Origin of the sequence: Clostridioides mangenotii TR (genome assembly GCF_000498755.1) — a bacterium.
Taxonomy (GTDB): Bacteria; Bacillota; Clostridia; order Peptostreptococcales; family Peptostreptococcaceae; genus Metaclostridioides; species Metaclostridioides mangenotii_A.
This window is the reverse complement of sequence record NZ_AXUS01000007.1, coordinates 54,768-76,245: the sequence shown is the minus strand read 5'-3', so window position 1 is coordinate 76,245 and position 21,478 is coordinate 54,768. Positions and strand designations below refer to the sequence as shown.

General features: G+C 32.0%; 18 protein-coding genes and 1 riboswitch. Of the genes, 15 read left to right on the top strand and 3 right to left on the bottom strand.

What is annotated here, in order from left to right:
• The first annotated feature begins 143 nt into the window (after positions 1-143).
• From secA to T473_RS0105065, 10 genes are all read left to right on the top strand, one after another.
• Positions 144-2,819, top strand: a complete 2,676-nt coding sequence (secA, locus tag T473_RS0105110) for a preprotein translocase subunit SecA (RefSeq protein ID WP_024620940.1) — start codon at positions 144-146, stop codon at positions 2,817-2,819.
• 26 nt (positions 2,820-2,845) lie between these two features.
• Positions 2,846-3,959, top strand: a protein-coding gene (gene prfB / locus T473_RS0105105) for a peptide chain release factor 2 (RefSeq protein ID WP_152522267.1) whose coding sequence is annotated in 2 segments (ribosomal slippage) — positions 2,846-2,920 and positions 2,922-3,959 — 1,113 coding nt in all. Because the reading frame shifts where the segments join, the coding sequence is not laid out codon by codon here.
• Positions 3,960-4,065: 106 nt separating this feature from the next.
• Positions 4,066-6,207 (top strand): Tex family protein, encoded by a 2,142-nt coding sequence (locus T473_RS0105100; protein ID WP_024620938.1) that lies wholly within the window; start codon positions 4,066-4,068, stop codon positions 6,205-6,207.
• A 97-nt stretch (positions 6,208-6,304) separates the two neighbouring features.
• Positions 6,305-7,474 carry an amidohydrolase gene (locus T473_RS0105095; protein ID WP_024620937.1) on the top strand — a complete coding sequence of 390 codons (1,170 nt, stop codon included), beginning with the start codon at positions 6,305-6,307 and terminating at the stop codon, positions 7,472-7,474.
• Between the two features lie 285 nt (positions 7,475-7,759).
• A complete protein-coding gene (locus T473_RS18445; protein ID WP_161627537.1) occupies positions 7,760-7,906 on the top strand; it encodes a hypothetical protein in 147 nt (48 codons plus the stop codon).
• Between the two features lie 60 nt (positions 7,907-7,966).
• Entirely contained in the window at positions 7,967-8,953 is a 987-nt protein-coding gene (locus T473_RS0105085) for an ornithine cyclodeaminase family protein (protein WP_024620936.1), read from the top strand.
• A gap of 34 nt (positions 8,954-8,987) precedes the next feature.
• Positions 8,988-10,640, top strand: coding sequence for a dihydroxy-acid dehydratase (ilvD, locus tag T473_RS0105080; protein WP_024620935.1), 1,653 nt, complete (start codon positions 8,988-8,990; stop codon positions 10,638-10,640).
• 149 nt (positions 10,641-10,789) lie between these two features.
• Entirely contained in the window at positions 10,790-11,590 is an 801-nt protein-coding gene (locus T473_RS0105075; RefSeq protein WP_024620934.1) for a TrmB family transcriptional regulator, read from the top strand.
• 499 nt (positions 11,591-12,089) lie between these two features.
• Complete coding sequence (locus tag T473_RS0105070) at positions 12,090-12,413, top strand: PadR family transcriptional regulator (RefSeq protein ID WP_024620933.1); 324 nt, start codon at positions 12,090-12,092, stop codon at positions 12,411-12,413.
• A gap of 1 nt (position 12,414) precedes the next feature.
• Positions 12,415-12,756 (top strand): DUF1048 domain-containing protein, encoded by a 342-nt coding sequence (locus T473_RS0105065; RefSeq protein ID WP_024620932.1) that lies wholly within the window; start codon positions 12,415-12,417, stop codon positions 12,754-12,756.
• A gap of 303 nt (positions 12,757-13,059) precedes the next feature.
• Here T473_RS0105065 and T473_RS0105060 read toward each other — a convergent pair whose 3' ends face one another.
• Entirely contained in the window at positions 13,060-13,455 is a 396-nt protein-coding gene (locus T473_RS0105060) for a RidA family protein (RefSeq protein WP_024620931.1), read from the bottom strand.
• A gap of 504 nt (positions 13,456-13,959) precedes the next feature.
• Positions 13,960-14,080: riboswitch (FMN riboswitch) on the top strand.
• 109 nt (positions 14,081-14,189) lie between these two features.
• Here T473_RS0105060 and T473_RS0105055 point away from each other — a divergent pair.
• The gene (locus tag T473_RS0105055) at positions 14,190-14,807 is read left to right on the top strand and encodes an ECF transporter S component (RefSeq protein ID WP_024620930.1); all 618 of its coding nucleotides are present in this window, start codon (positions 14,190-14,192) and stop codon (positions 14,805-14,807) included.
• Between the two features lie 470 nt (positions 14,808-15,277).
• On the opposite strand, the gene T473_RS0105050 is transcribed toward T473_RS0105055, so the two are convergent.
• Both T473_RS0105050 and T473_RS0105045 read right to left on the bottom strand, forming a co-directional pair.
• Positions 15,278-16,429 (bottom strand): YkvI family membrane protein, encoded by a 1,152-nt coding sequence (locus tag T473_RS0105050; protein ID WP_024620929.1) that lies wholly within the window; start codon positions 16,427-16,429, stop codon positions 15,278-15,280.
• Between the two features lie 316 nt (positions 16,430-16,745).
• Positions 16,746-17,972 carry a DUF11 domain-containing protein gene (locus T473_RS0105045; protein WP_024620928.1) on the bottom strand — a complete coding sequence of 409 codons (1,227 nt, stop codon included), beginning with the start codon at positions 17,970-17,972 and terminating at the stop codon, positions 16,746-16,748.
• 378 nt (positions 17,973-18,350) lie between these two features.
• Here T473_RS0105045 and tsaE point away from each other — a divergent pair, with 378 nt between their 5' ends.
• From tsaE to tsaD, 4 genes are all read left to right on the top strand, one after another.
• On the top strand, positions 18,351-18,803 hold the full coding sequence (gene tsaE, locus T473_RS0105040) for a tRNA (adenosine(37)-N6)-threonylcarbamoyltransferase complex ATPase subunit type 1 TsaE (RefSeq protein WP_024620927.1): 453 nt from the start codon (positions 18,351-18,353) through the stop codon (positions 18,801-18,803).
• Entirely contained in the window at positions 18,803-19,519 is a 717-nt protein-coding gene (gene tsaB / locus T473_RS0105035; RefSeq protein ID WP_024620926.1) for a tRNA (adenosine(37)-N6)-threonylcarbamoyltransferase complex dimerization subunit type 1 TsaB, read from the top strand. The genes tsaE and tsaB overlap by 1 nt, the downstream gene beginning before the upstream one ends.
• A gap of 119 nt (positions 19,520-19,638) precedes the next feature.
• Positions 19,639-20,067, top strand: a complete 429-nt coding sequence (rimI, locus tag T473_RS0105030; protein ID WP_038300340.1) for a ribosomal protein S18-alanine N-acetyltransferase — start codon at positions 19,639-19,641, stop codon at positions 20,065-20,067.
• 3 nt (positions 20,068-20,070) lie between these two features.
• Complete coding sequence (gene tsaD / locus T473_RS0105025; protein ID WP_024620924.1) at positions 20,071-21,087, top strand: tRNA (adenosine(37)-N6)-threonylcarbamoyltransferase complex transferase subunit TsaD; 1,017 nt, start codon at positions 20,071-20,073, stop codon at positions 21,085-21,087.
• Positions 21,088-21,478: the final 391 nt, after the last annotated feature.

The following is a 21,478-nucleotide window of genomic DNA, read 5'->3' as shown; positions in this document are numbered from 1 at the left end:
CTAGTATAATTGTTTTATAATTTGTGGATAACTGTTTTGATATTGCTTGTAACTTTGAGATATGAATGTTTTGAAATTCGGTTACAAGTTCTGTATTAAAATGTAGATTAGTTTAAATATATACAGGAACGAGGAGATAGATAATGAATTTTATAGATAGTTTGTTTAATATGGCCGATAAAAAGGAACTTAAAAAATTTAATAAGACAGTGGATATAATAGAATCACTTGAACCTAAGTTTGAGGCTATGGATGATAAAGAATTAAAAAATATGACTAATGAATTTAAAGAAAGATTGGCAAATGGCGAAAGTATAGATTCTATATTACCAGAGGCTTTTGCAGTTGTTAGAGAGGCTTCTAAAAGAGTACTTGGGCTTAGACACTACAGGGTACAGTTAGTAGGAGGAATAGTTCTTCACCAAGGAAGAATAGCAGAGATGAAGACGGGTGAAGGTAAGACTTTAGTTGCAACTGCACCGGTTTATTTGAATGCGCTTTCAGGAGAAGGAGTTCATGTCGTAACAGTGAATGACTACCTGGCAAAGCGTGATAGGGATCAAATGGCTAAGGTATATGAATTCTTGGGTATGACTGTTGGGGTTATAGTGCATGGACAAGACACGACAGTTAGAAGAGCTCAGTACAATTGCGATATAACTTACGGTACAAACAATGAGTACGGTTTTGACTATTTAAAAGATAACATGGTAATTCATAAAGAAGAGAGAGTTCAAAGAGGGCTTAACTATGCAATCGTGGATGAGGTTGACTCTATACTTATAGATGAGGCTAGAACTCCGCTTATAATTTCTGGACCTGGAGACAAATCAACACACCTATATTCAGATGCGAATACTTTTGTTTTAACATTAAAAAGTGATGACTATGCAAAAGAAGAGAAAGACAAAGCTGTTTCTCTAACTGAATCTGGAATTCACAAAGCAGAAGTTTACTTCAATGTTGATAATATAACTGAAATATCACATACAGAGCTTTACCACCATATAAATCAAGCCTTAAAAGCGCACACTATTATGAAGCGAGATGTAGACTATGTAGATAAAGACGGCGAGATTGTAATTGTCGATGAGTTTACTGGTAGACTTATGTTTGGTAGAAGATATTCAGAAGGTCTTCACCAAGCGATAGAAGCTAAGGAAGGACTACAAATACAAAGAGAGTCTAAGACTTTAGCTACAATTACATTCCAAAATTACTTTAGAATGTACAACAAACTTGCAGGTATGACTGGTACTGCTAAGACAGAGGAAGAAGAGTTTAAGGCAATATACAAAATGGATGTTTTCCAAGTACCTACAAATATGGCGATGATAAGAGAAGATTTAGCAGATGCTGTATACAAAAGTGAAATGGGTAAATTTAATGCAGTTTCTCTAGATATAATAGAAAGACATGAAAAGAAACAACCAGTTCTAGTTGGTACGGTTTCTATAGAAAAATCAGAGCTTCTTTCTCATATACTTAAGAAAAAAGGCGTAAAACATGAAGTTTTAAACGCTAAGCACCACGATAAAGAGGCTGAGATAATAGCTCAAGCAGGTAGATTAGGTTCAGTTACAATAGCTACAAATATGGCTGGTCGTGGTACTGATATAGTTTTAGGAGGTAACCCTGAGGTACTTACTAAAAAAGAAATGAAGAGAGCAGGTTTCGATGACGAAACTATAAGTATAGTAGATACTCCGATCGATGGTTTAGATTTGGAGGGAAATGAAGAACTATTTGAAGCTAGAAAAGAATATGAAAGACTATTTGAGCAGTTTAGAAAACAAACAGAAGAAGAGCAACAAAAAGTTATAGAAGCTGGCGGTCTTGCTATAATAGGTACTGAAAGGCATGAATCTAGAAGGATAGATAATCAGTTAAGAGGGCGTGCTGGTCGTCAAGGTGACCCAGGTAGCTCGAGATTCTATATTGGTCTAGAAGACGATCTTATGAGACTGTTTGGCAGCGATAGAATATCTGGAATAGTAGATAAAATAGGTCTAGAAGAAGACATGCCAATAGAGCATAAAATACTTACGAAATCTATAGAAGGTGCACAAAAGAAAGTAGAAGGTAAAAACTTTGGAATAAGAAAGCACGTACTTCAATACGATGATGTTATGAATAAGCAAAGAGAAGTAATGTATGCAGAAAGAAGTAGAGTACTTGAAGGTGAAAATCTACAAGATCAAATATACAGTATGGTACACTCTGTAATAGAGGAATCTGTGAATACTTATACAACAGAGCAAGGGTTTGAAGAAGAAGCATTTAAAGATCATATATATGGCTTATTTATGCCAAAAGGTAGCTTAGAGATTCCTGAAATGAATAAATTAAACTCTGTCGAGCTTATAGAAAAAGTAAATGAGATAGCAGAAAAAATATATACATTAAAAGAAGATCAAATTGGAAGCGAGAGAATGAGAGAAGTAGAGAGAGTTATACTACTTCAAGCAGTTGATAATCACTGGATAGATCATATAGATGCTATGGATCAATTACGTCAAGGTATCGGACTTCGCGCAATAGGTCAACAGGACCCAGTTGTTGCATATAAGATGGAAGGTTTCGATATGTTTGAAGAGATGAATAAGAATATCAAAGAAGATACAGTTAGATATCTTTTCAATATAACTGTTGAAGAACCAGTTGAAAGAAAACAAGTAGTCGATGTAGAAAATTTAACAGCTAGTACATCAGACGACGACGAAGAAACTCACACAGTTGTAAAAGGTGATAAAGTAGGAAGAAATGACACATGCCCATGTGGTAGTGGCAAAAAATATAAAAACTGTTGTGGAAAGTAAACTCTAGAATGTAAGTGGAGGGTTAAATGTTAAATACACAGGAAGTTAGACATAGCATAGAAAATATGCAGACAAATTTAGAAGAATTGAGGGTTTCTCTTTGACTTAGATGTCCTAAAATCTAAGCTCATTAACTATGAGAAACAGATAAATAAACAAGATTTTTGGAATGACAATGATCATGCCCAAAAAGTTTTAAAAGAAGTAAAATATCTAAAAGAGAGTATAGGTAACTATGAAGGGATGAAGGAATCTATAGATGATATAGAGATACTTATTGAGCTTGCTGTAGAAGAAAATGATGACTTAGTTTACGAGGAAGTCAAAGATTCTATAAATACTATTGAAAAAGAACTAGATGATTTCAAAATAAAGACTCTTTTAGATGGTGAATACGATGGAGGCAACGCAATACTTTCACTAAATGCAGGTACAGGTGGGCTCGATGCTCAGGATTGGACTCAGATGCTTCTTAGAATGTATATAAGATGGGCTGAGGATAGAGCTTTTAAAGTTAAGCTTTTAGACATAATATCTGATCCTGAAGCTGGAATTAAGACAGCTACAATATCTGTGGAGGGAAGTAATGCCTATGGATATCTTAAAGGAGAAAAAGGAGTACATCGCCTTGTAAGAATATCTCCATACAATTCATCAGGAAAAAGACAGACATCTTTTGCATCTGTAGATGTAGTACCAGAGTTAGATGACAGTATAGAAGTGGATATAAATCCATCAGACCTTAAAATAGATACGTATAGAGCATCAGGCGCTGGCGGGCAGCATGTAAATACTACTGACTCCGCGGTAAGAATCACACACATTCCTACTGGAATTGTAGTACAGTGTCAAAATGAGAGATCTCAACATTTAAACAGAGAGAGAGCTATGAGGATGCTTATGGCAAAGCTTATAGAGTTGAAGGAATCTGAACATAAAGAAAAAATTGAAGATCTCCAAGGCAAGTACTCGCAAATCACCTGGGGAAGTCAAATTAGATCTTATGTATTCCAACCGTACAAATTGGTCAAAGACTCTAGAACAAATGCAGAGTCTGGAAATGTAGACGCAGTTATGGATGGGGAGATAGATTTATTTATAAATGAATATCTAAAGATGAATAAGTCGATAAGCAAATAAAACTATAGGGGGTGTCTCTAAAACTGACTAACAGCAAATGAAGCTGTAAAGTTTTAAAGACACCCCTTTGGGATTGTTTAGATAAAGATAGAAAAGAGGTAATATAGTGAATATCAATGAAATATTAAAAAAAGAATTTAGGCTTAGAGATGAGCAAATCAACAACACTATAAAACTAATAGACGAGGGAAATACTATCCCGTTTATAGCTAGATACAGAAAAGAAATGACTGGTGAAATGAGTGATGTGACTTTAAGAGAGTTACATGAGAAACTTATGTATTTGAGAAATCTAGAGTCTAGAAAAGAAGATGTAAAAAGACTTATAGATGAACAAGGTAAACTAACTGATGAGCTAGTTAAAAACATAGAAAAAGCAAATACTCTTCAGGAGGTAGAAGATGTTTATGCACCTTATAAACAAAAAAAGAGAACTAGAGCGACAATGGCTAAAGAAAAAGGCTTAGAAAATTTAGCTCTATCGATCATAGAACACAGTATTGGAAATATTGAAGACGAAGCAAGCAATTATATAGACGAAGAAAAACAAGTCGTAACAGTAGAGGATGCTTTAAAAGGATCTATGGATATAATAGCTGAAATGGTTTCAGATGATGCTGAAATAAGAAAGTTTATTAGAACTTTAGCCCTTAGAGATGGAGTATTGATTGTAAAAAATACTACTGATGAGAAGTCTGTATACGAAATGTACTACGACTACAACGAGTCGGTTAAAACTATAGCACCTCATAGAGTTTTAGCAGTAAATAGAGGTGAAAAAGAAGAGTTTTTAAAGGTAAAACTAGATATAAATACTGATAAAATACAGAAATTTATAGAAGATAAATATATAAATAACAATAATAGAAAAAATAGAGAAGTCATAGTTGCAGCGATTGAGGATTCATATAAGAGACTTATATTCCCTTCAATAGAAAGGGAAATAAGAAATCATCTTACTGAAATGGCTCAAGAGAGAGCGATAAGTGTATTTGCAAAGAATCTTAAGAGCTTGCTTCTACAACCTCCAATAAAGGAGAAAGTAGTGATGGGGTTTGACCCAGCTTTTAGGACTGGTTGTAAAATTGCAGTAGTTGATAAAAATGGTAAACTTTTAGATTACACTACTGTATACCCAACAGCACCGCAGAACAATGTTGAAGGTGCTAAAAAGACTTTAAAAGATCTTATTGAAAAGCATAGTATAGATATTATTTCAATTGGAAATGGTACAGCATCTAGGGAATCAGAGCTATTTGTGTCAGAGCTTCTTAAAGAAGTAAACAGAGACGTTCAGTATGTTATTGTAAATGAAGCAGGTGCTTCAGTTTACTCAGCATCAGAACTTGCAAATGAAGAACATCCAGATATAAATGTATCTATAAGAGGAGCGATTTCTATAGCTAGAAGACTTCAAGATCCTCTTGCGGAATTAGTTAAGATAGATCCAAAGAGTATAGGGGTAGGTCAGTACCAACATGATTTAAATAAAAAGCGTCTAGAAGAAGTACTTGATGGAGTTATCGAGGACTCAGTAAATAGTGTGGGGGTAGATTTAAACACAGCTTCATATTCTCTACTTGAGCATATAGCAGGAATAAGCAAAACAATAGCTAAAAATATAGTTGCTTACAGAGAAGAAAACGGAGAATTTACATCTAGAGCACAGCTTAAAAAAGTAAAACGCCTTGGGCCTCAAGCTTTTGTTCAATGTGCAGGATTTATGAGGGTACTAGATGCTAAGAATCCTCTAGACAACACAGGTGTCCATCCGGAGAGTTATGACATATGTAAAGGCATGTTAGAAAAAATAGGATATACATTAAACAATTTGAAATCTAAAAATATAGATGATATAGACGATAGAGTTGAAAAAATCGGGATAAAAAATTTAAGTGAAGAATTAGGCGTTGGTGAAGTTACATTAAAAGATATTATTTTAGAAATTAAAAAGCCTGGTAGAGATCCTAGAGAAGAAGGAATAAAACCAATACTTAGAGTAGATGTGCTTAAGATTGAAGATATCAAAGAAGGTATGACACTGACTGGTACGGTTAGAAACGTAGTAGATTTCGGAGCATTTGTAGATATAGGGATAAAAAATGATGGACTAGTTCACAAGTCTAAGATGAGTAATTCATTTGTAAAAGATCCTATGTCTATTGTTACTGTTGGAGATATAGTAGAAGTTGAGGTAATAGGCATTGATATGGATAAAGGAAGAGTATCTCTTTCTATGGAAAAATAAATTATCTATAAAAAATTTATGTAAGATAAGAATAATTGTATCTAATAAATAAGTAGTTATTTTAAAGTTTTTATTTAAAGAAGTTTGGAGGGATATAATGATTTATATAAAAAATGGTAACATCAATACTATAACTAATGGAGTTATAGTTGGAGATATACTAGTAGACGAGGGGAAAATAGTTGAGATATCCGACGGGATAGTAGTTCCATTGGATGCTGAAGTCATAGATGCAAAAGGGAAATTTATATACCCAGGGTTTATCGACGCACACACTCATCTTGGACTATGGGAAGATGGTATGGGAGCAGAAGGTGCTGATGGAAATGAAGAGACTGATCCAATAACACCACAATTAAACCCTATTGATGGTATAAATCCAATGGACAGAACTTTCGAGGAGGCATATTCTGGAGGAATTACATCAGTATGTGTAACTCCAGGAAGTGCAAATGTAATGGGTGGACAGTGTATAGCTATAAAGACTTATGGTAAAAGAATAGACAAAATGATTATAAAAAATCCAGTTGCATCAAAAATAGCATTTGGAGAAAATCCAAAGTCTTGTTATGGGGCTGATGAAAAAGCGCCTCAGACTAGAATGGCTATCGCAGCTATGCTAAGAGAAAATTTAAAAAAGGCTCAGGAGTATTTAGAAGAGATTGAGCTCTATGAAAAAGATGAAGATGATGAGAGAGATAGACCAGAGTACGATATAAAATTAGAAGGTCTGCTTCCTGTGTTAAAAAAAGAAATTCCTTTTAAAGTACATGCACATAGAGCTGATGATATTTTTACTGCTATAAGAATAGGAAAAGAATTTGATGTAGATCTAACATTAGATCACTGTACAGAAGGTCATTTAATAGTAGAAGACCTTGTTGAAGAAAACTACCCTGTTATAGTAGGTCCATCGCTTTCTGAGAGGTCTAAAATAGAGCTTAGAAATTTAACTTTTGATACTGCAGGAAAGCTTTCAAATGCAGGACTTAATGTATGTATTATGACAGACCATCCTGTTATACCAGTTCATTATCTGCCAATATGTGCAGGAATAGCGGTCAAACATGGAATGACTAATAAAAGAGCTTTAGAAGCTATAACTATAAATCCTGCAAAGGCAATTGGAATAGATGATAGGGTCGGATCAATTGAAGTTGGAAAAGATGCAGATCTTGTAATTTGGGATGGGTATCCACTTGAGATAAACAGCGATGTTGTTTGCACAATTATAGACGGAAAAGTTGTTTATAACAATGAAAAATAGTTAATAAAAAATAAATCATCAAAAGCTACTGTATATTTATCGAAGTAGTTTTTCGATGATTTATTTTATTTCTACTAAAGTTACTGTAGTACTTCAGAGTTAACACAATTATTCATTAGTGAAGCAAAACAAAAGCCAATCTAGCAATAAGAGTAGGTTTTGAAAATTAACTCAAAATATAGATTCTATAAAAGGCTGAAAATAGAATGAAATTGATAAAACGTGATTTTTATATTGACAAAATATAAACAAAATATATAATAGTTACTAAAGGGGTATACTGTTTTGAAGAAAATAGAAACACAAGAAAACGATATCCTGAAAGAAATTAAGCAAAGATTTATAATCTTTAAAAGCTTGATAAAAATGAAATTTTTTATAGCAATAAAATTATATGTTAAAAAACAACTAATAATTAAAGATATAATTTAAATGATTGTCGATTATTAGTTGATTTAAATCTATAAAAATTATAAAGGAGGAATAAGATTTATGCTATTATTATCAAAAAAAGATATCGATAAGGTGTTTACCATGAGAGACTCTATTGAAGGGGTAAAAGAAGCGTTTAAATTATATTCGGAGGGAAAAAGTGAGGTTCCACTAAGAGGTCAGATTTCAGTGCCAAAGCACAGCGGAACATTTTTATCTATGCCAGCATACGTTGAAGATCTCGATATTGCATCATTAAAACTAGTTAATATATTCCCTAAGAATATTGATATGGGTAAACCTTCAGCTCCGGCAACTGTTGTACTAATGGATGGAACAACGGGAGAATTTAAGTCTATTATGGACGGCACATATGTAACACAGCTTAGAACAGGGGCGGCTTCAGGAGCGGCATTTGATTTATTAGCTAAAAAAGACTGCAAAAAGGGCGCATTAATTGGAACAGGTGGACAAGCAGCTAAGCAGTTAGAAGCTATGATTGAAGTAAGGGACCTAGAGGAAGTGATGGTATATGATATAAATTTCGATAGAACAAAAGCATTCGCCGAAATAATGCAAGAAGAATTAAAATCATACAACACAAAAATAACAGCGGTAAAAACTTCTGATGAAGCTGTAACTGATGCAGATTTGATAATTACTGTTACACCTTCAGAAAAACCTGTATTTGACGGAAGTATTGTAAAAAAAGGAGCTACTGTTAGCTGTGTAGGATCTTACCAACCTCAAATGCAGGAAATGGATCCAATTATATTAACAAGAGCGACTAAAATATATTTTGACTCAGTAGATGCAGTTCTTTCAGAGGCAGGAGATATACTTATACCACTAGATAATGGAACAATTACAAAAGACGATTTTACAGGGGATCTGGGAGATTTAATACTAGGAAAAATAACAGGAAGAGAAAATGACGACGAAATAATAGTATTTAAAACTGTAGGAATAGGAACGCAGGATTTAATAACTGCAAAACATATTTACGACAAAGCGGTAGCTGATGGCGTTGGAACAGAGTGGAATTAATTTAAATTAATTTGTATGTTGGGGAGGTATTAGGATGAAAAGTAATCGCGAATATTGGAATGGACCTAAGGCTGCACACAGAAGAGTAATGTTAAAAGCTTCAGGGTATACAGACAACGAGATTAAAAATAAGCCTCATATTGGAGTTGCAAATTCATTTATGGAAGGATCACCGGGGAGCGCTCACTTGAGACAAATTACAGAAGCTGTAAAGCAAGGCATTTGGGCGGCTGGAGGTATACCTGTTGAGTTTGGAATTCCAGCGACATGTGGAAATGTTGCCAACGGTGCAGAAGAATTAAAGTACGAACAAGCTGGTCGTGATATAGTAGCTATGTCGATTGAGTTTGTAACTAAAGTTCATCATTTTGATGGGCTAGTTATGGTAGCTTCTTGCGATAACATAATTGCAGGAACGTATATAGCAGCAGCTAGACTTGATATACCTAGTATGATAGTTACAGGTGGATCGATGCAACCGGGTAACTATCGTGGTAAAAAGGTAGTAGAGGCTGAACTTGATGTTGCAGTATTAAGAGGCGACAGTGAAGAATCACTTGCAGATATGGAAGAGCATGTTTGCCCATCTTATGGAGCATGTCCTTCAATGGGAACTGCAAATACGATGCAGATGTTAGGAGAAGTATTTAACTTAGTGATTCCAGGTACGGGTACTATTCCGGCATCGGATAATCAAAAAATTAGAAAATCTAGAGAAGCTGGAAGCTATGTAGTTGAACTTGTTAGAAAGGGAATTAAACCATCAGACCTTATAACAAGAGAGACTCTGTTAAATTCGATTATGGTTGACATGGCAGTTGCAGGATCTACAAATGCAGTTCTTCATATTTTAAGTATAGCGATAGAATTAGATATAGATATAACTATGAAAGATTTCGATAAATTGGCTGAGGATATACCATGTATATGTGGAGTTATTCCAAGTGGAGATTATACGGTTGTCGATTTTCACTATGCAGGTGGAATTCCAGTTGTAATGAAGATGCTTGAAGAAAAACTTTACACAGATGTACCTACAATGTTAGGAAATACATGGAAAGATGTTTTGAAAGATGTAAAAGCAGATAGCACTGAAATTATAAGAAGTTTAGAAAATCCTCTATTTGATGAACCTGGACTTAAAGTTCTTAGAGGTAATTTATCTCCTAATGGTGCAATTGTCAGACCTACTGGAGTACCAAAAGAGATGAAGTACTTTAGAGGAAAAGCTAAGACATTTGATAATGACTTCCATGCGTTAGAGGCTATAGAATCAGGTTATATAGTACCGGGAGATGTAATAGTTATAAGATATGAAGGATGTAAAGGAGCACCAGGAATGAAGGAAGTAATGCTTTCTACAGATGCTCTAGTTGCCAAAGGATTACATACGAGCGTAGGTTTAGTAACAGATGCTAGATTCTCTGGATTTAACTATGGTGCCATAGTTGGTCACGTTTCTCCTGAAGCTTTTGACGGAGGGGTGATAGCCTTAGTTGAAGATGGAGATGTAGTAGTAGTAGATCTTGCAAAAGCAGAAGTAGCTTTGGAAGTAACTAATGAAGAACTTGCAAAGAGAAGAGAAAATTGGGTTCGACCAGAGCCGAAAGTAACAAAGGGTCTACTTGCTTTATTTGCTAAGAATTGTAGACCGGCAGAAGAAGGCGGGGCTATGCAGCCTTGGTAAAGTATAATTGTAGTCATAATTTGAGAAATATATAATTAGAGATTATATTGAGGTCTGACATAAATGTATTTGTAGTCAGGCCTTTTATTTTAGAAAAAATTTAAATATGTTAAAATAGAAGTAATAAAGTAAAGGATGGTTAAAATTATATGTTTGATAAAGAGATTTCCTTATTAAATAAGCTTGGTTTGACAGATTCAGAGGCCAAAGTTTACTTAGCTCTGCTCAGAAATGGTAGTGCATCTGGATATGAAGCAAGCAAAATTTCTGCAGTTCCGCGTTCAAAAATATATAATATACTTGAGTCTTTGACTATGAAAGGCTATATATTATTTGCAGAAGAAGAAAACAACAATAGATATGCTGCGGTACCTATAGATGAAATAGAGAAGAAAGTGAAAAATGAAACTAACGATATACTAGATGAACTTACAACAACTTTAAAAGATTTTCCATCAAATACTGATTTAGATTACCTATGGCATATTCGCCAGAACTCAAATGTATTTGCAAAATGTAAAGAAATTCTTCAAAGAACTGAGAGTGAACTCTTACTACAGATATGGGAAGAAGATCTACCAAAACTTTTACCAGAGATCAAAAGACTAGAAGACAAAGGGATAAGAATGGGTATCGTATATTTTAGCAATGATGAAAAATCAGAGGTTCCATTAAAAAAATACTGTAGACATGGGTTAGTAGAAGAAAAATTAAAAGAGATGGGTGGAAGATGGATTACACTTGTATCAGATATGAAAGAAGTAGTATTTGGGCAAATTATAAGCGACTTAACAGTAGAAGTCATATGGACACAGAGCAGACCTATGATAGTATTAGCTACAGAGTGTGTTAGACATGATATGTACTTTTATAAAAATGCTGGTATTTTTAAAGAGGCGATGCAGAAAGAGCTAGGAGAAGATTTCTTAAAAGTTAGAGATATATTTTAAATTGGATCTAAGAGTTAAGAAATAAACCAGAAGGCGAAAGTAGAACACGTTACAATAAATCTCTTGACTAGATACTACTTATTTAGTGACATAATGTTAACTGCTATCTATGGTAAAAATATAAAAAGTTGTGGTTGTTTAGGTAAGGAAACAAAGATAAATAACAGATAACAATTAGGTCAAAAACATATAGAAATTAATATTAATAATGAAAACATATTCATAACACGAAATCATAACAATTATTCCTTCAATACTAAGTTTTACAATGTATACTAAGTAGCGCTATATATCAGTAATACAAATTAGTCAAAAATATTTATAAAATAGTTGATATATCCACTACCTAGTGTTACAATATACCAGTACTAAGTGATACAGAATATATGTATCACTTAGTAGCTTAATAACATTTCATTCAAATAATTTTGAGCAAGGCTATTTTGTTAATATATATTTATACTAACTTAATAACGGTATATTTTTGGGAGGTGGTTAAATGGAAAACTTAACAGAAATGTTAAAAGGTTCGTTGGAAGGTTGTGTTTTGGAGATTATTAGCCGAGGTGACACTTACGGCTATGAAATTACTCGCCGCCTATATGACTTAGGGTTTACAGAAGTTGTTGAAGGTACAGTCTACACCATTATGATACGGCTGGAAAAGAAAAAGATGGTAAATATTGAGAAAAAACCTTCAGAAATGGGTCCGCCTCGTAAATTTTATTCTCTTAACGATGCAGGACAAAAAGAACTAGAGCAATTTTGGAAAAAATGGGATTTTGTATCATCAAAAATTAACTCTTTAAAGGAGGAGAAATAAAATGTTAGATTTATTGAAAAAAATGATCGGAGATAAAAGAGAGTATAAAGCAATGATGGCAAGGGTGGAAAAATTTCCGAAAGATTACCAATTTGTATATGGAAAAATCCAAGATTATATGTGGAAATTTACTGCAGGTGATGGATATGATATGTTGCAAGTTCAATATGAATTAATTGATTTATTCGAAGCGGGTGCATCAGATGGCAAAAAAGTTTTGGAAATCACCGGTGAAGATGTGGCCTCCTTCTGTGATGGACTGTTGGAAAATGCCAAAACTTACACTGCTAATTTGCGTAAAAATCTTAATGAAAGCATCATGAAAAAATTGGGAGGGAAATAAAATAAGTAACCTCGCAATCTCAGTTAAAGGACTTGAAAAAACCTAAAAAGGTGTTCCAAAAGTAAAAAAGGTATGTCTTTAAAAAATATCTAAATATTAAATAGTATACTTTAAAAAATATATATAACTATTAATTTTAAATATAAAAAAGCAGATACTTTATCTAAAGTATCTGCCTTATGTTGACTTAATAATGTTGATTCGAAAAATGTTATATAGATAATAGTATAAGTTAAAGGAACGTTTTTATCTATGAGGACATTTTATTAAATAGAATATTTAAATTGGGTATACAAGATAAAATTATTTCGCTGCCCAGATTTCAATTTCTAATTTTATCTCTTTTAACCCTAAAGCACTAACATACGCAACTGTCATCGAGGGATAAGGTTCTTTAAAAAATCTTTCATACACTTGATAAAAGTAATCCCAGTCAATTTCTTCTATAGCCCATATATTTACTTTTATTATATTATCCGGTGTCAAATCGATACTCTTTAATAAATTTGATATATTTAAAAATGTATTATTCACTTGTTGATTAAATTCTTCAGGAAAATTGCCATCTAAGTCAGCTCCAACTTGTCCAGAGAACGTATAGAACGTTGCATTAGGTTCTATCTTTGTAATATGTGTATAGTTGCCTACTGCTTTACTTACCTTTGAAGAATTTAATCTGTTAACTACATTATTATTCATACTATTAATTCCTTTCTGTATTGGGATATAATAATTTCTACCTCAATATATTCTTAATAATATATTGTTATCCATTGATAGAAATCTATTTATCAAAAACAGAAATGGAATATTTATTGAATTTTAAATAACTAGCATATAAACATTCTTTCATTTTGACACCTCCTATACTACACATTATATGAATTCTAATATCTATTGTCAATTTAAAATAGATATCTAAGAATATAAAGAGTATTTTTAGGTTTTGGTCCTATACTTACAACTTTATTTGCTATATTATATGTAATGCTATACATACCAGATATTTACAGAAATATAAAACAACAGAGGAAAAAAGATTAAAATAAATAATTACGGAAGATACATTTTAATGTGTCTTTTATATTTACCAATATTTTGTTATTTTGTTATATTCTATATATACGAATATAAAGCTAAAACTACTTGACTTTAAATAAAAAAGTAACTATCATAGTATATGTAAGGAAAATATTAAATATAGAAGATCTTCGGGGCAGGGTGAAATTCCCTACCGGCGGTGATAGCCCGCGACCTACCATGGAGTAGTTGATTTGGTGAAATTCCAAAGCCGACAGTAAAGTCTGGATGAGAGAAGAGATTGGAAAAGCTTAAAAACAAGTTATTTTGTTTTAAGCGGATTCATATACTCGAAGATAAAGACCTTCGAGTTTTTTATTTTTCCTAATAAATTTAAATTAGGGGGAATTACGATGCATAATCAAAACACAGTCAATAGACAAACTTCATTAAAAACTAGAACACTAGTTATGATGGCAATTTTATCTACTATATCATTTATTCTTATGTATATAGAGATGCCAATACCAGGTATTTTTCCAGATTTTCTAAAAATAGATATATCTGATATACCCGCAATATTGGGGGGCATGAGTTTTAGCCCTATAGTGGGTGTAGGGATAGTAGTTGTCAAAAATATAGTACACGCAATAACAGCGACTACAACTGGTGGAGTAGGAGAGATAGCAAATGCTTTAATTGGCGGGGTTTACGTGTTTGTGATTTGCTATATTTACAAGAAAAGTACAGACATCAAGGGCGTAATAGCAGGAATCATTTTAGGAACATTGGCAATGACTGTTGTTGGGGCTGTAGTTAACTATTTTATAACTCTTCCATTTTACGGTCAACTTATGGGACTTGATGCTATAATAAATTTAGGATCAGTTATAAACCACAGAATAACAGACTTATTTAGCTTTGTAATGTGGATGATAGTTCCATTCAACATATTAAAAGGGACATTGTTGTCAATATGCAGTGTGGTTTTATTTAAGAAAATGGGACATATAATCAACAACAAATATTAGTATATAAGAGTATGTAAATATAATATAAAGAATATAAAGAGCTTATCTCAAAAGTATTGAAAACTTGCTTTTGAGAGAGGCTTTTTTATATGTGTAAAATTATAATTTAAAAATATCTAAAAAAATGTTTACCAAAAGTTATATAGTTTAGGAAAAGGAAAGAAAGAATGTATATAATACAGTTTTGTATTAATATGCTAGAAATATATGCTGAAAAAGCGATATATATTTACATATCCCCTTTATTTATATATTGTTGTAAAAATTAGAGGATAGTTAAATTTGTAAATATCTCGATGAATTAAATATTACTAGATAAAATAAATGAGCTTATCTTAATTCGATTGTAAGATAAGCTCATTTAGCAAAATTAATTTAATTAAAAAATGTATCTATTTATTTATATTTAATATTTTCAAAGATAAATATATTGTGTGATTTGTTGAAAAACTCATTTCTATTTAATTTTATTATATTTCCTCTTCTACAACGTTTTGATGTTCCTTTTTAAACTTTTTATTTTTCATATGCCCAACAGTCAGTACTGGTATGATTACTACAAATATTCCTAGTACTCCAGTATATCCATAACCTATTTGAACTATAGCTGTAAGTCCAAAAAGTGATATAGCCATTGATAATACCATACAACATAAAGATAGTAGACCTCTTTTTACAGTTATGTTTTCTGGAACCTTTATAAGGTTTTCAAATCTTGTAATAGCGCCAAATACACAACTTATACCTGTAGAAATAAACGCCAGTAAAAGTACAAATGTATATACTAGAACTAGCCAATCTTGACCTAACTGTTTACAGATATAAAGAATTGGAAGAGTTTCTCCAGAAGTTCCTGGAAGCCATGCAAATAGCATCATACAGCTTAAAATGATCATTACACTGTTTAGAATAAAACCTACAATAGTTGTATTGTTAATATCTTTATCTGTTTTAAGAGGTTGGCATACGCTTATAATGATAGACCAAACGATAGCTTGGAATCCAGCGTATTTTAGACCTAGCCAAAGTGCGTTCCAAATTGATTCAGTTGCGTATCCTGTTGTAGTTAAATTTATGAAATTACCAGAGTTTACAGTTATTCCTATATAGCAGATTAGAGTTAGACAGATAACAATTATAACTGTCATAAGAGTGGAAGCTTTTCTTATAAGATTAGCTCCAAAGATTGTTAGTATGAATAGTATAGTTCCAGTTATTACAACACCTAAATTATAACTTAAGCCAAAGTCGCTAAATAGAGCAGCAGCACCTGCAATCGATCCACCTGTTGCAAGTAGTACGATAATTATATAGCAGACTTCGAAAACAATAGAGAGAACTTTATCGTGAGGCTCATATAGTTTTTTAGATAGTGTTCTATAGTCGTATGCCTTATAATTTCTAGCCATCAACATTGTTTCTCTATAAACTAAAGCTATGATTCCAATAATTAAGATTGGCATCCAAAGCGTATACCAGCCTGATTTAACAAAGAAATTCATTGTCTGATTACCAGTAGCAAACCCCCCACCGACATGAGCACCAAACCAAACTGAAGCAACACCAAAAACACCTTTCCAATTAACTTTAGAACTTGTTGGATCTAAGTTATTGCTTTTCATTATAAACATCCCCTTTGTTATATTATATTTATCTTTGTTGTTATTATAACAACAATAAGGCTACTAGTCTATCGAATGGATTAATTTGTAATAAATTGATTACAGAGTATGGAGGCTTAAAGCCTATAGATGGATCTAACAAAACCATAAAAAGTCAACTTGCAGATGAATAATAAAATTTATTGTATAATTAAAAGTATTAATAATAGAGATATATCAATATATTTCTGCAAGTTGATAAGTGGCTTTGGATAGTGAAGCAGAGACCGATTAGAGTCCTAATAATAATTATTAATATTGCTTTTTATAACTTTGCTTAGTGTGATATATCAGCGGTTAGCTCGATGTAAGTTTTAGATACTACACATCTGTCATCAGAGGACTGGTATTTAATATCTGTTATACATCCATTTACTTGTATTGCATTTTCACTCGTGTATTCACAAAGTAATACAATTGTTCCTTCAAAGGGTGTCTCTATTCCTACAACTTTTATTTCCTCATTTGAATTTGTTGTAGAATAGCCAAAGTCATATAGTATTTTACCAGTTACTAGTAGTCTAACTCCATTTATAATATTTGGAGATATTGAATTACATCTTGTAGAGTTTATCGGTTTCCAATCTGATATAATCAAATCTCCAGTCATCCAATTTACATGATCAATATTTGGAAAATGTTTTGGTAGACAAATAGAATTATCTAAGATAAATTTTTTTGTGTAGCTTAGATTTAAACTTATTTCTATTATATTTGAATAACATATATGCGCTCCTACATATCCGTTCGGTAAAAAGTAATTGTATGTTGTACTTGAGCTACTTTGGATAATACCATTGCAATCAGAGGTTAAAATTCGTACTTGATATTCGACTAGTATGCTCTGACCAACGGCTATATTACCCAAGTTCACACCATAATTTAAATTTACATTTTCTATAACTGTTCCATTTACAGTAAATGTACCGTTTATTAAACTAGTAGAATTGGGGTTGTTATCTTCAAGTAGAACATCATATGCTTCTAAATGACTATTATTTTCTAAAAGTATAGTATATTTTATAATATCGTTTAATGAAGCGCTGTTTGAACTAGAACTTTTACTTACTTGGATATTATTATCATGGATCATTATAGTTAGTGGGCTAGCTATTACCTTTCCATTAAAAGCATTTTTCTGATCGTTGGAGTTATAATTATAGAAAACTGTAATATTTGTAGTCATGGCATTGCAATTCTCATCAGAACTTACAACCTCGACATTAAAAGTTATTAGTTTTTTAGCTTTAGGATCTATAGGTCCAGTTTTAATACCTGAAACTATATTTGCATCTTTATATTCAATAGAATCAATTTTTACACTTCCATCTACAAACCTAAAACATGGATTGAGTTCATCAATTACAACTGCGTTATCTATGGTTGTTTTGCTTTTATTGTATACTGTTAGATTGTACTGTATTATATGTCCTACAACTGCATGATTTGTTGAGACATTTAATAGCAATGAAATCCTTGGATCAACTACACTAGGGTCAAACATATTATTATCTCCACCTTTCCTAATATATGTATACGTTTAGGGGCAGTAGGTTATTATTATTTTATTTGTATAGTATTTTTAAAAGATTAAAAATTATTATAAGGGCAGACTGAAGTGTAGAATAAAGCAATAATTAAATAATGAAAATGATTAACAAGAAGGTTAAAAAAATAACTAATAATTTTATATAACGAATTTTATAAAAAAGATAGTTTAATATTTAACAATAATATGTACCTTAAAAAGATTTGAATTTATAACAACATTATAATAACAGTATAAGAACTTTATAATACATGGATATTATTATATAATAATTAATATAGCGATAAATGAGTACAATAATTAAAAGTTGATATAAATAATGGAGATGGACAAATGTATAAAGTGTACCTTAAAGATGAGGAAGAAACGAAAAGTTTTGGATACAAACTTGGTGAGATAGTTAAAAAAGGGAGTATAATATGTTTGTTGGGTGATTTAGGTGCAGGAAAAACTACATTCACACAGAGCCTTGCAAAAGGTCTTGGTGTTTGTGATTATGTAACAAGCCCGACATTTACAATAGTTAACGAATACGACGGAAGAATTCCGTTGTATCATTTCGATGTGTATAGAATTGGAAGTAGTGAAGAAATGTACGATATTGGTTATGATGAATATATAAATTCAGATGGAGTGTGTATAATCGAGTGGGCAAATCTAATAGAAGATATCGTGCCAGAAGAGCGCTTAACAATAGAACTAAAATATGTAGAAGATGGAAGAGAAATGATACTAACTCCAAAAGGAGAAGAGTATACTAGGATTGTTGAGGAGTTGTTAAAATAATGAAGGTCTTAGGAATTGATACATCTTCTATGGCAGCTAGCATAGCAGTTATAGAGGATGATAAACTTATATGTGAATTTGTGGTTAACGATACGAAGACGCATTCGCAAAAACTGATGGTAATGATAGAGAGTATGCTTAAAATTTCTGATTTAGATATAAATGATATGGATTTATTGGCAGTTTGTATAGGACCAGGATCGTTTACTGGGATAAGAATAGGTGTGTCTACAGCTAAAGCAATTTCTCATGTAAACGATGTGCCTATAGTTGCTGTAAATTCTTTAGAATCACTAGCAGAAAATGCAAGTCTAACTAAAAAAATTATTGTACCTATTCTAGATGCTCAAAAGAATCAAGTTTACTCTGCAGAGTATAAATACAATAAGACTGATAATAAGGATAGTTTAAATGTTAAAAAAGATATTGAAATAAAAGAAGTAGACGCATTGGTTGAAGAGATAAAGAATAGCAATGAAGAGTACGTTATTTTGGGTGAAGCGGTGTATAAATACTCAGATAAATTTAAGAATATGGAAAACGCAACAGTTTGCGATAGTATATACAATGTTTCAAAAGGAAGTAGTATATGTTTATCAGCTATAAATAAATATAAACTAGGAAAAGATATATATAACTGCTACGATATAAAACCAATGTATATAAAGAAATCTCAAGCAGAAATACAATATGAACAGAAAAATAAAGAGGTATAAATATGATAGATGATAAGCTTAATAATAATGATAAGTTTAGTGGGATAGAAAATAGAGATAATGAGTTAGGCAATAAAAATAAAGATTTGATCGAAAACGACGGATTGATAATAGTAAAAATGACACAAGAAGAAATAAGCGGTGTGTTTGAAGTAGAGAGAGACTGTTTTGAAGACTACTGGAGTAGAGAATCATTTACAAAAGAGCTATCAAATAACTTAGCCCATTTTTTAGTGGCAAAGATTGGCGATAAAGTTGTGGGATATGTAGGTACATGGTTCATTTTAGACGAATGCCATATAAACAGTATAGCTGTCCATAATGATTATAGAGGTAGAAAAATTGGCGATAGAATTATGAAAGAACTTATAGGGCTTTGTGAAGAAAATCAAATTATAGCGATGACTCTTGAAGTCAGAAAATCTAATATTGTAGCTCAAAATTTATACAAAAAATATGGATTTAAAATTGCCGGAATTAGAAATGAATATTATTCAAACAATCGCGAAGATGCAATAATAATGTGGAATCAGTTAAAAGAGGTGTAAATAATGAAGGATATTATAACTTTGGCTATTGAGAGCAGTTGTGATGAAACTGCAGTAGCAATTTTAAAAAATGGAAGAGAAGTTCTAGCAAATATCATCTCTACACAAATTGAAACGCATAAAAAATTTGGTGGAGTTGTGCCGGAAGTAGCTTCTAGAAAACACGTAGAGAATATCGATATAGTAGTTCAGGAAGCTTTAGATAAAGCTGAAGTTGGATTTAAAGATATAGATGTTGTAGCAGTTACATATGGACCTGGTCTTGTTGGAGCACTTTTAGTTGGGCTTTCTTATGCAAAATCTCTAGCATTTACTTTAGGAATACCTCTAGTAGGAGTAAACCATATTGAAGGACATCTTAGTGCAAATTATATTGAGCACTTAGAATTAAAACCTCCTTTTATAACTCTTATAGTGTCTGGTGGGCACACTCACTTGGTTGAGGTAAAAGACTACGGCAAATACGAAATTCTCGGAAGAACTAGGGATGATGCATCAGGAGAAGCATTTGATAAGATCGCAAGGGCGATGGATCTTGGATATCCTGGTGGCCCTATTATAGACAAACTAGCTAAAAATGGAAATAAAGAAGCAATAGATTTTCCTAGAGCTTATATTGATGATAGTTACGATTTTAGTTTTAGTGGGCTAAAGTCTTCAGTTCTAAATTATTTAAATGGAAAGAAAATGAAAAATGAAGATGTTGTAGTTGAAGATGTAGCTGCATCTTTTCAAGAAGCTGTTGTAGAAGTTCTCTCAAATAAGGCTATAAAGGCAGCTAAAGACAAAGGATACGATACTATTACATTGTCTGGTGGGGTTGCCGCAAATTCTAGACTTAGAGAAAAAATTGTGGAAGTTTCTAAGGGAACAGAAATAGATATCAAGTATCCGCCTCTTATTCTATGTACTGACAACGCCGCTATGATTGGATGTGCTGGTTATTATAATTATATAAATGGTTTTCGTGATGATATGAGCTTAAATGCTGTACCTAATCTTAAGATTGGTGATAGATAGGTATAAAATTCTAAACTAAATAGTGATATATTTAATGATTTGCAAATTAAAACATCTACATCTAATATAATTAAATAATATATACTAATAAAGAAACTTGTTCAAATTTAAGTAAATAAATATTAAATAAAATGATAAAAATCCAGGAGTGTAATACGTTTGGCGACTTACTCCTGACTTTATATGATCACTCCTGATAAGAGCGATAATTTTGATATACAAAATAATATAAAAATTAAATCACATAGATTTTAAAATATTAATTTATATTAACCAAATTTTTGTGAAATAATCTAAGAGAACTCCTTATCTTTAGTGTCAATTTACTGAAAATAGAGGGGTCTTTTTATGCAAATAACAAACTTTTTTACCATTTATAATGATGTATAGT

What these genes read in the sequence shown, in the direction of transcription:
- secA (WP_024620940.1), top strand. Translation starts at nt 144, where the DNA reads ATGAATTTTATAGATAGTTTGTTTAATATGGCCGATAAAAAGGAACTT.
- T473_RS0105095 (WP_024620937.1), top strand. Translation starts at nt 6,305, where the DNA reads ATGATTTATATAAAAAATGGTAACATCAATACTATAACTAATGGAGTT.
- T473_RS0105085 (WP_024620936.1), top strand. Translation starts at nt 7,967, where the DNA reads ATGCTATTATTATCAAAAAAAGATATCGATAAGGTGTTTACCATGAGA.
- ilvD (WP_024620935.1), top strand. Translation starts at nt 8,988, where the DNA reads ATGAAAAGTAATCGCGAATATTGGAATGGACCTAAGGCTGCACACAGA.
- T473_RS0105075 (WP_024620934.1), top strand. Translation starts at nt 10,790, where the DNA reads ATGTTTGATAAAGAGATTTCCTTATTAAATAAGCTTGGTTTGACAGAT.
- T473_RS0105070 (WP_024620933.1), top strand. Translation starts at nt 12,090, where the DNA reads ATGGAAAACTTAACAGAAATGTTAAAAGGTTCGTTGGAAGGTTGTGTT.
- T473_RS0105065 (WP_024620932.1), top strand. Translation starts at nt 12,415, where the DNA reads ATGTTAGATTTATTGAAAAAAATGATCGGAGATAAAAGAGAGTATAAA.
- T473_RS0105060 (WP_024620931.1), bottom strand. Translation starts at nt 13,455, where the DNA reads ATGAATAATAATGTAGTTAACAGATTAAATTCTTCAAAGGTAAGTAAA.
- T473_RS0105055 (WP_024620930.1), top strand. Translation starts at nt 14,190, where the DNA reads ATGCATAATCAAAACACAGTCAATAGACAAACTTCATTAAAAACTAGA.
- T473_RS0105050 (WP_024620929.1), bottom strand. Translation starts at nt 16,429, where the DNA reads ATGAAAAGCAATAACTTAGATCCAACAAGTTCTAAAGTTAATTGGAAA.
- T473_RS0105045 (WP_024620928.1), bottom strand. Translation starts at nt 17,972, where the DNA reads ATGTTTGACCCTAGTGTAGTTGATCCAAGGATTTCATTGCTATTAAAT.
- tsaE (WP_024620927.1), top strand. Translation starts at nt 18,351, where the DNA reads ATGTATAAAGTGTACCTTAAAGATGAGGAAGAAACGAAAAGTTTTGGA.
- tsaB (WP_024620926.1), top strand. Translation starts at nt 18,803, where the DNA reads ATGAAGGTCTTAGGAATTGATACATCTTCTATGGCAGCTAGCATAGCA.
- rimI (WP_038300340.1), top strand. Translation starts at nt 19,639, where the DNA reads ATGACACAAGAAGAAATAAGCGGTGTGTTTGAAGTAGAGAGAGACTGT.
- tsaD (WP_024620924.1), top strand. Translation starts at nt 20,071, where the DNA reads ATGAAGGATATTATAACTTTGGCTATTGAGAGCAGTTGTGATGAAACT.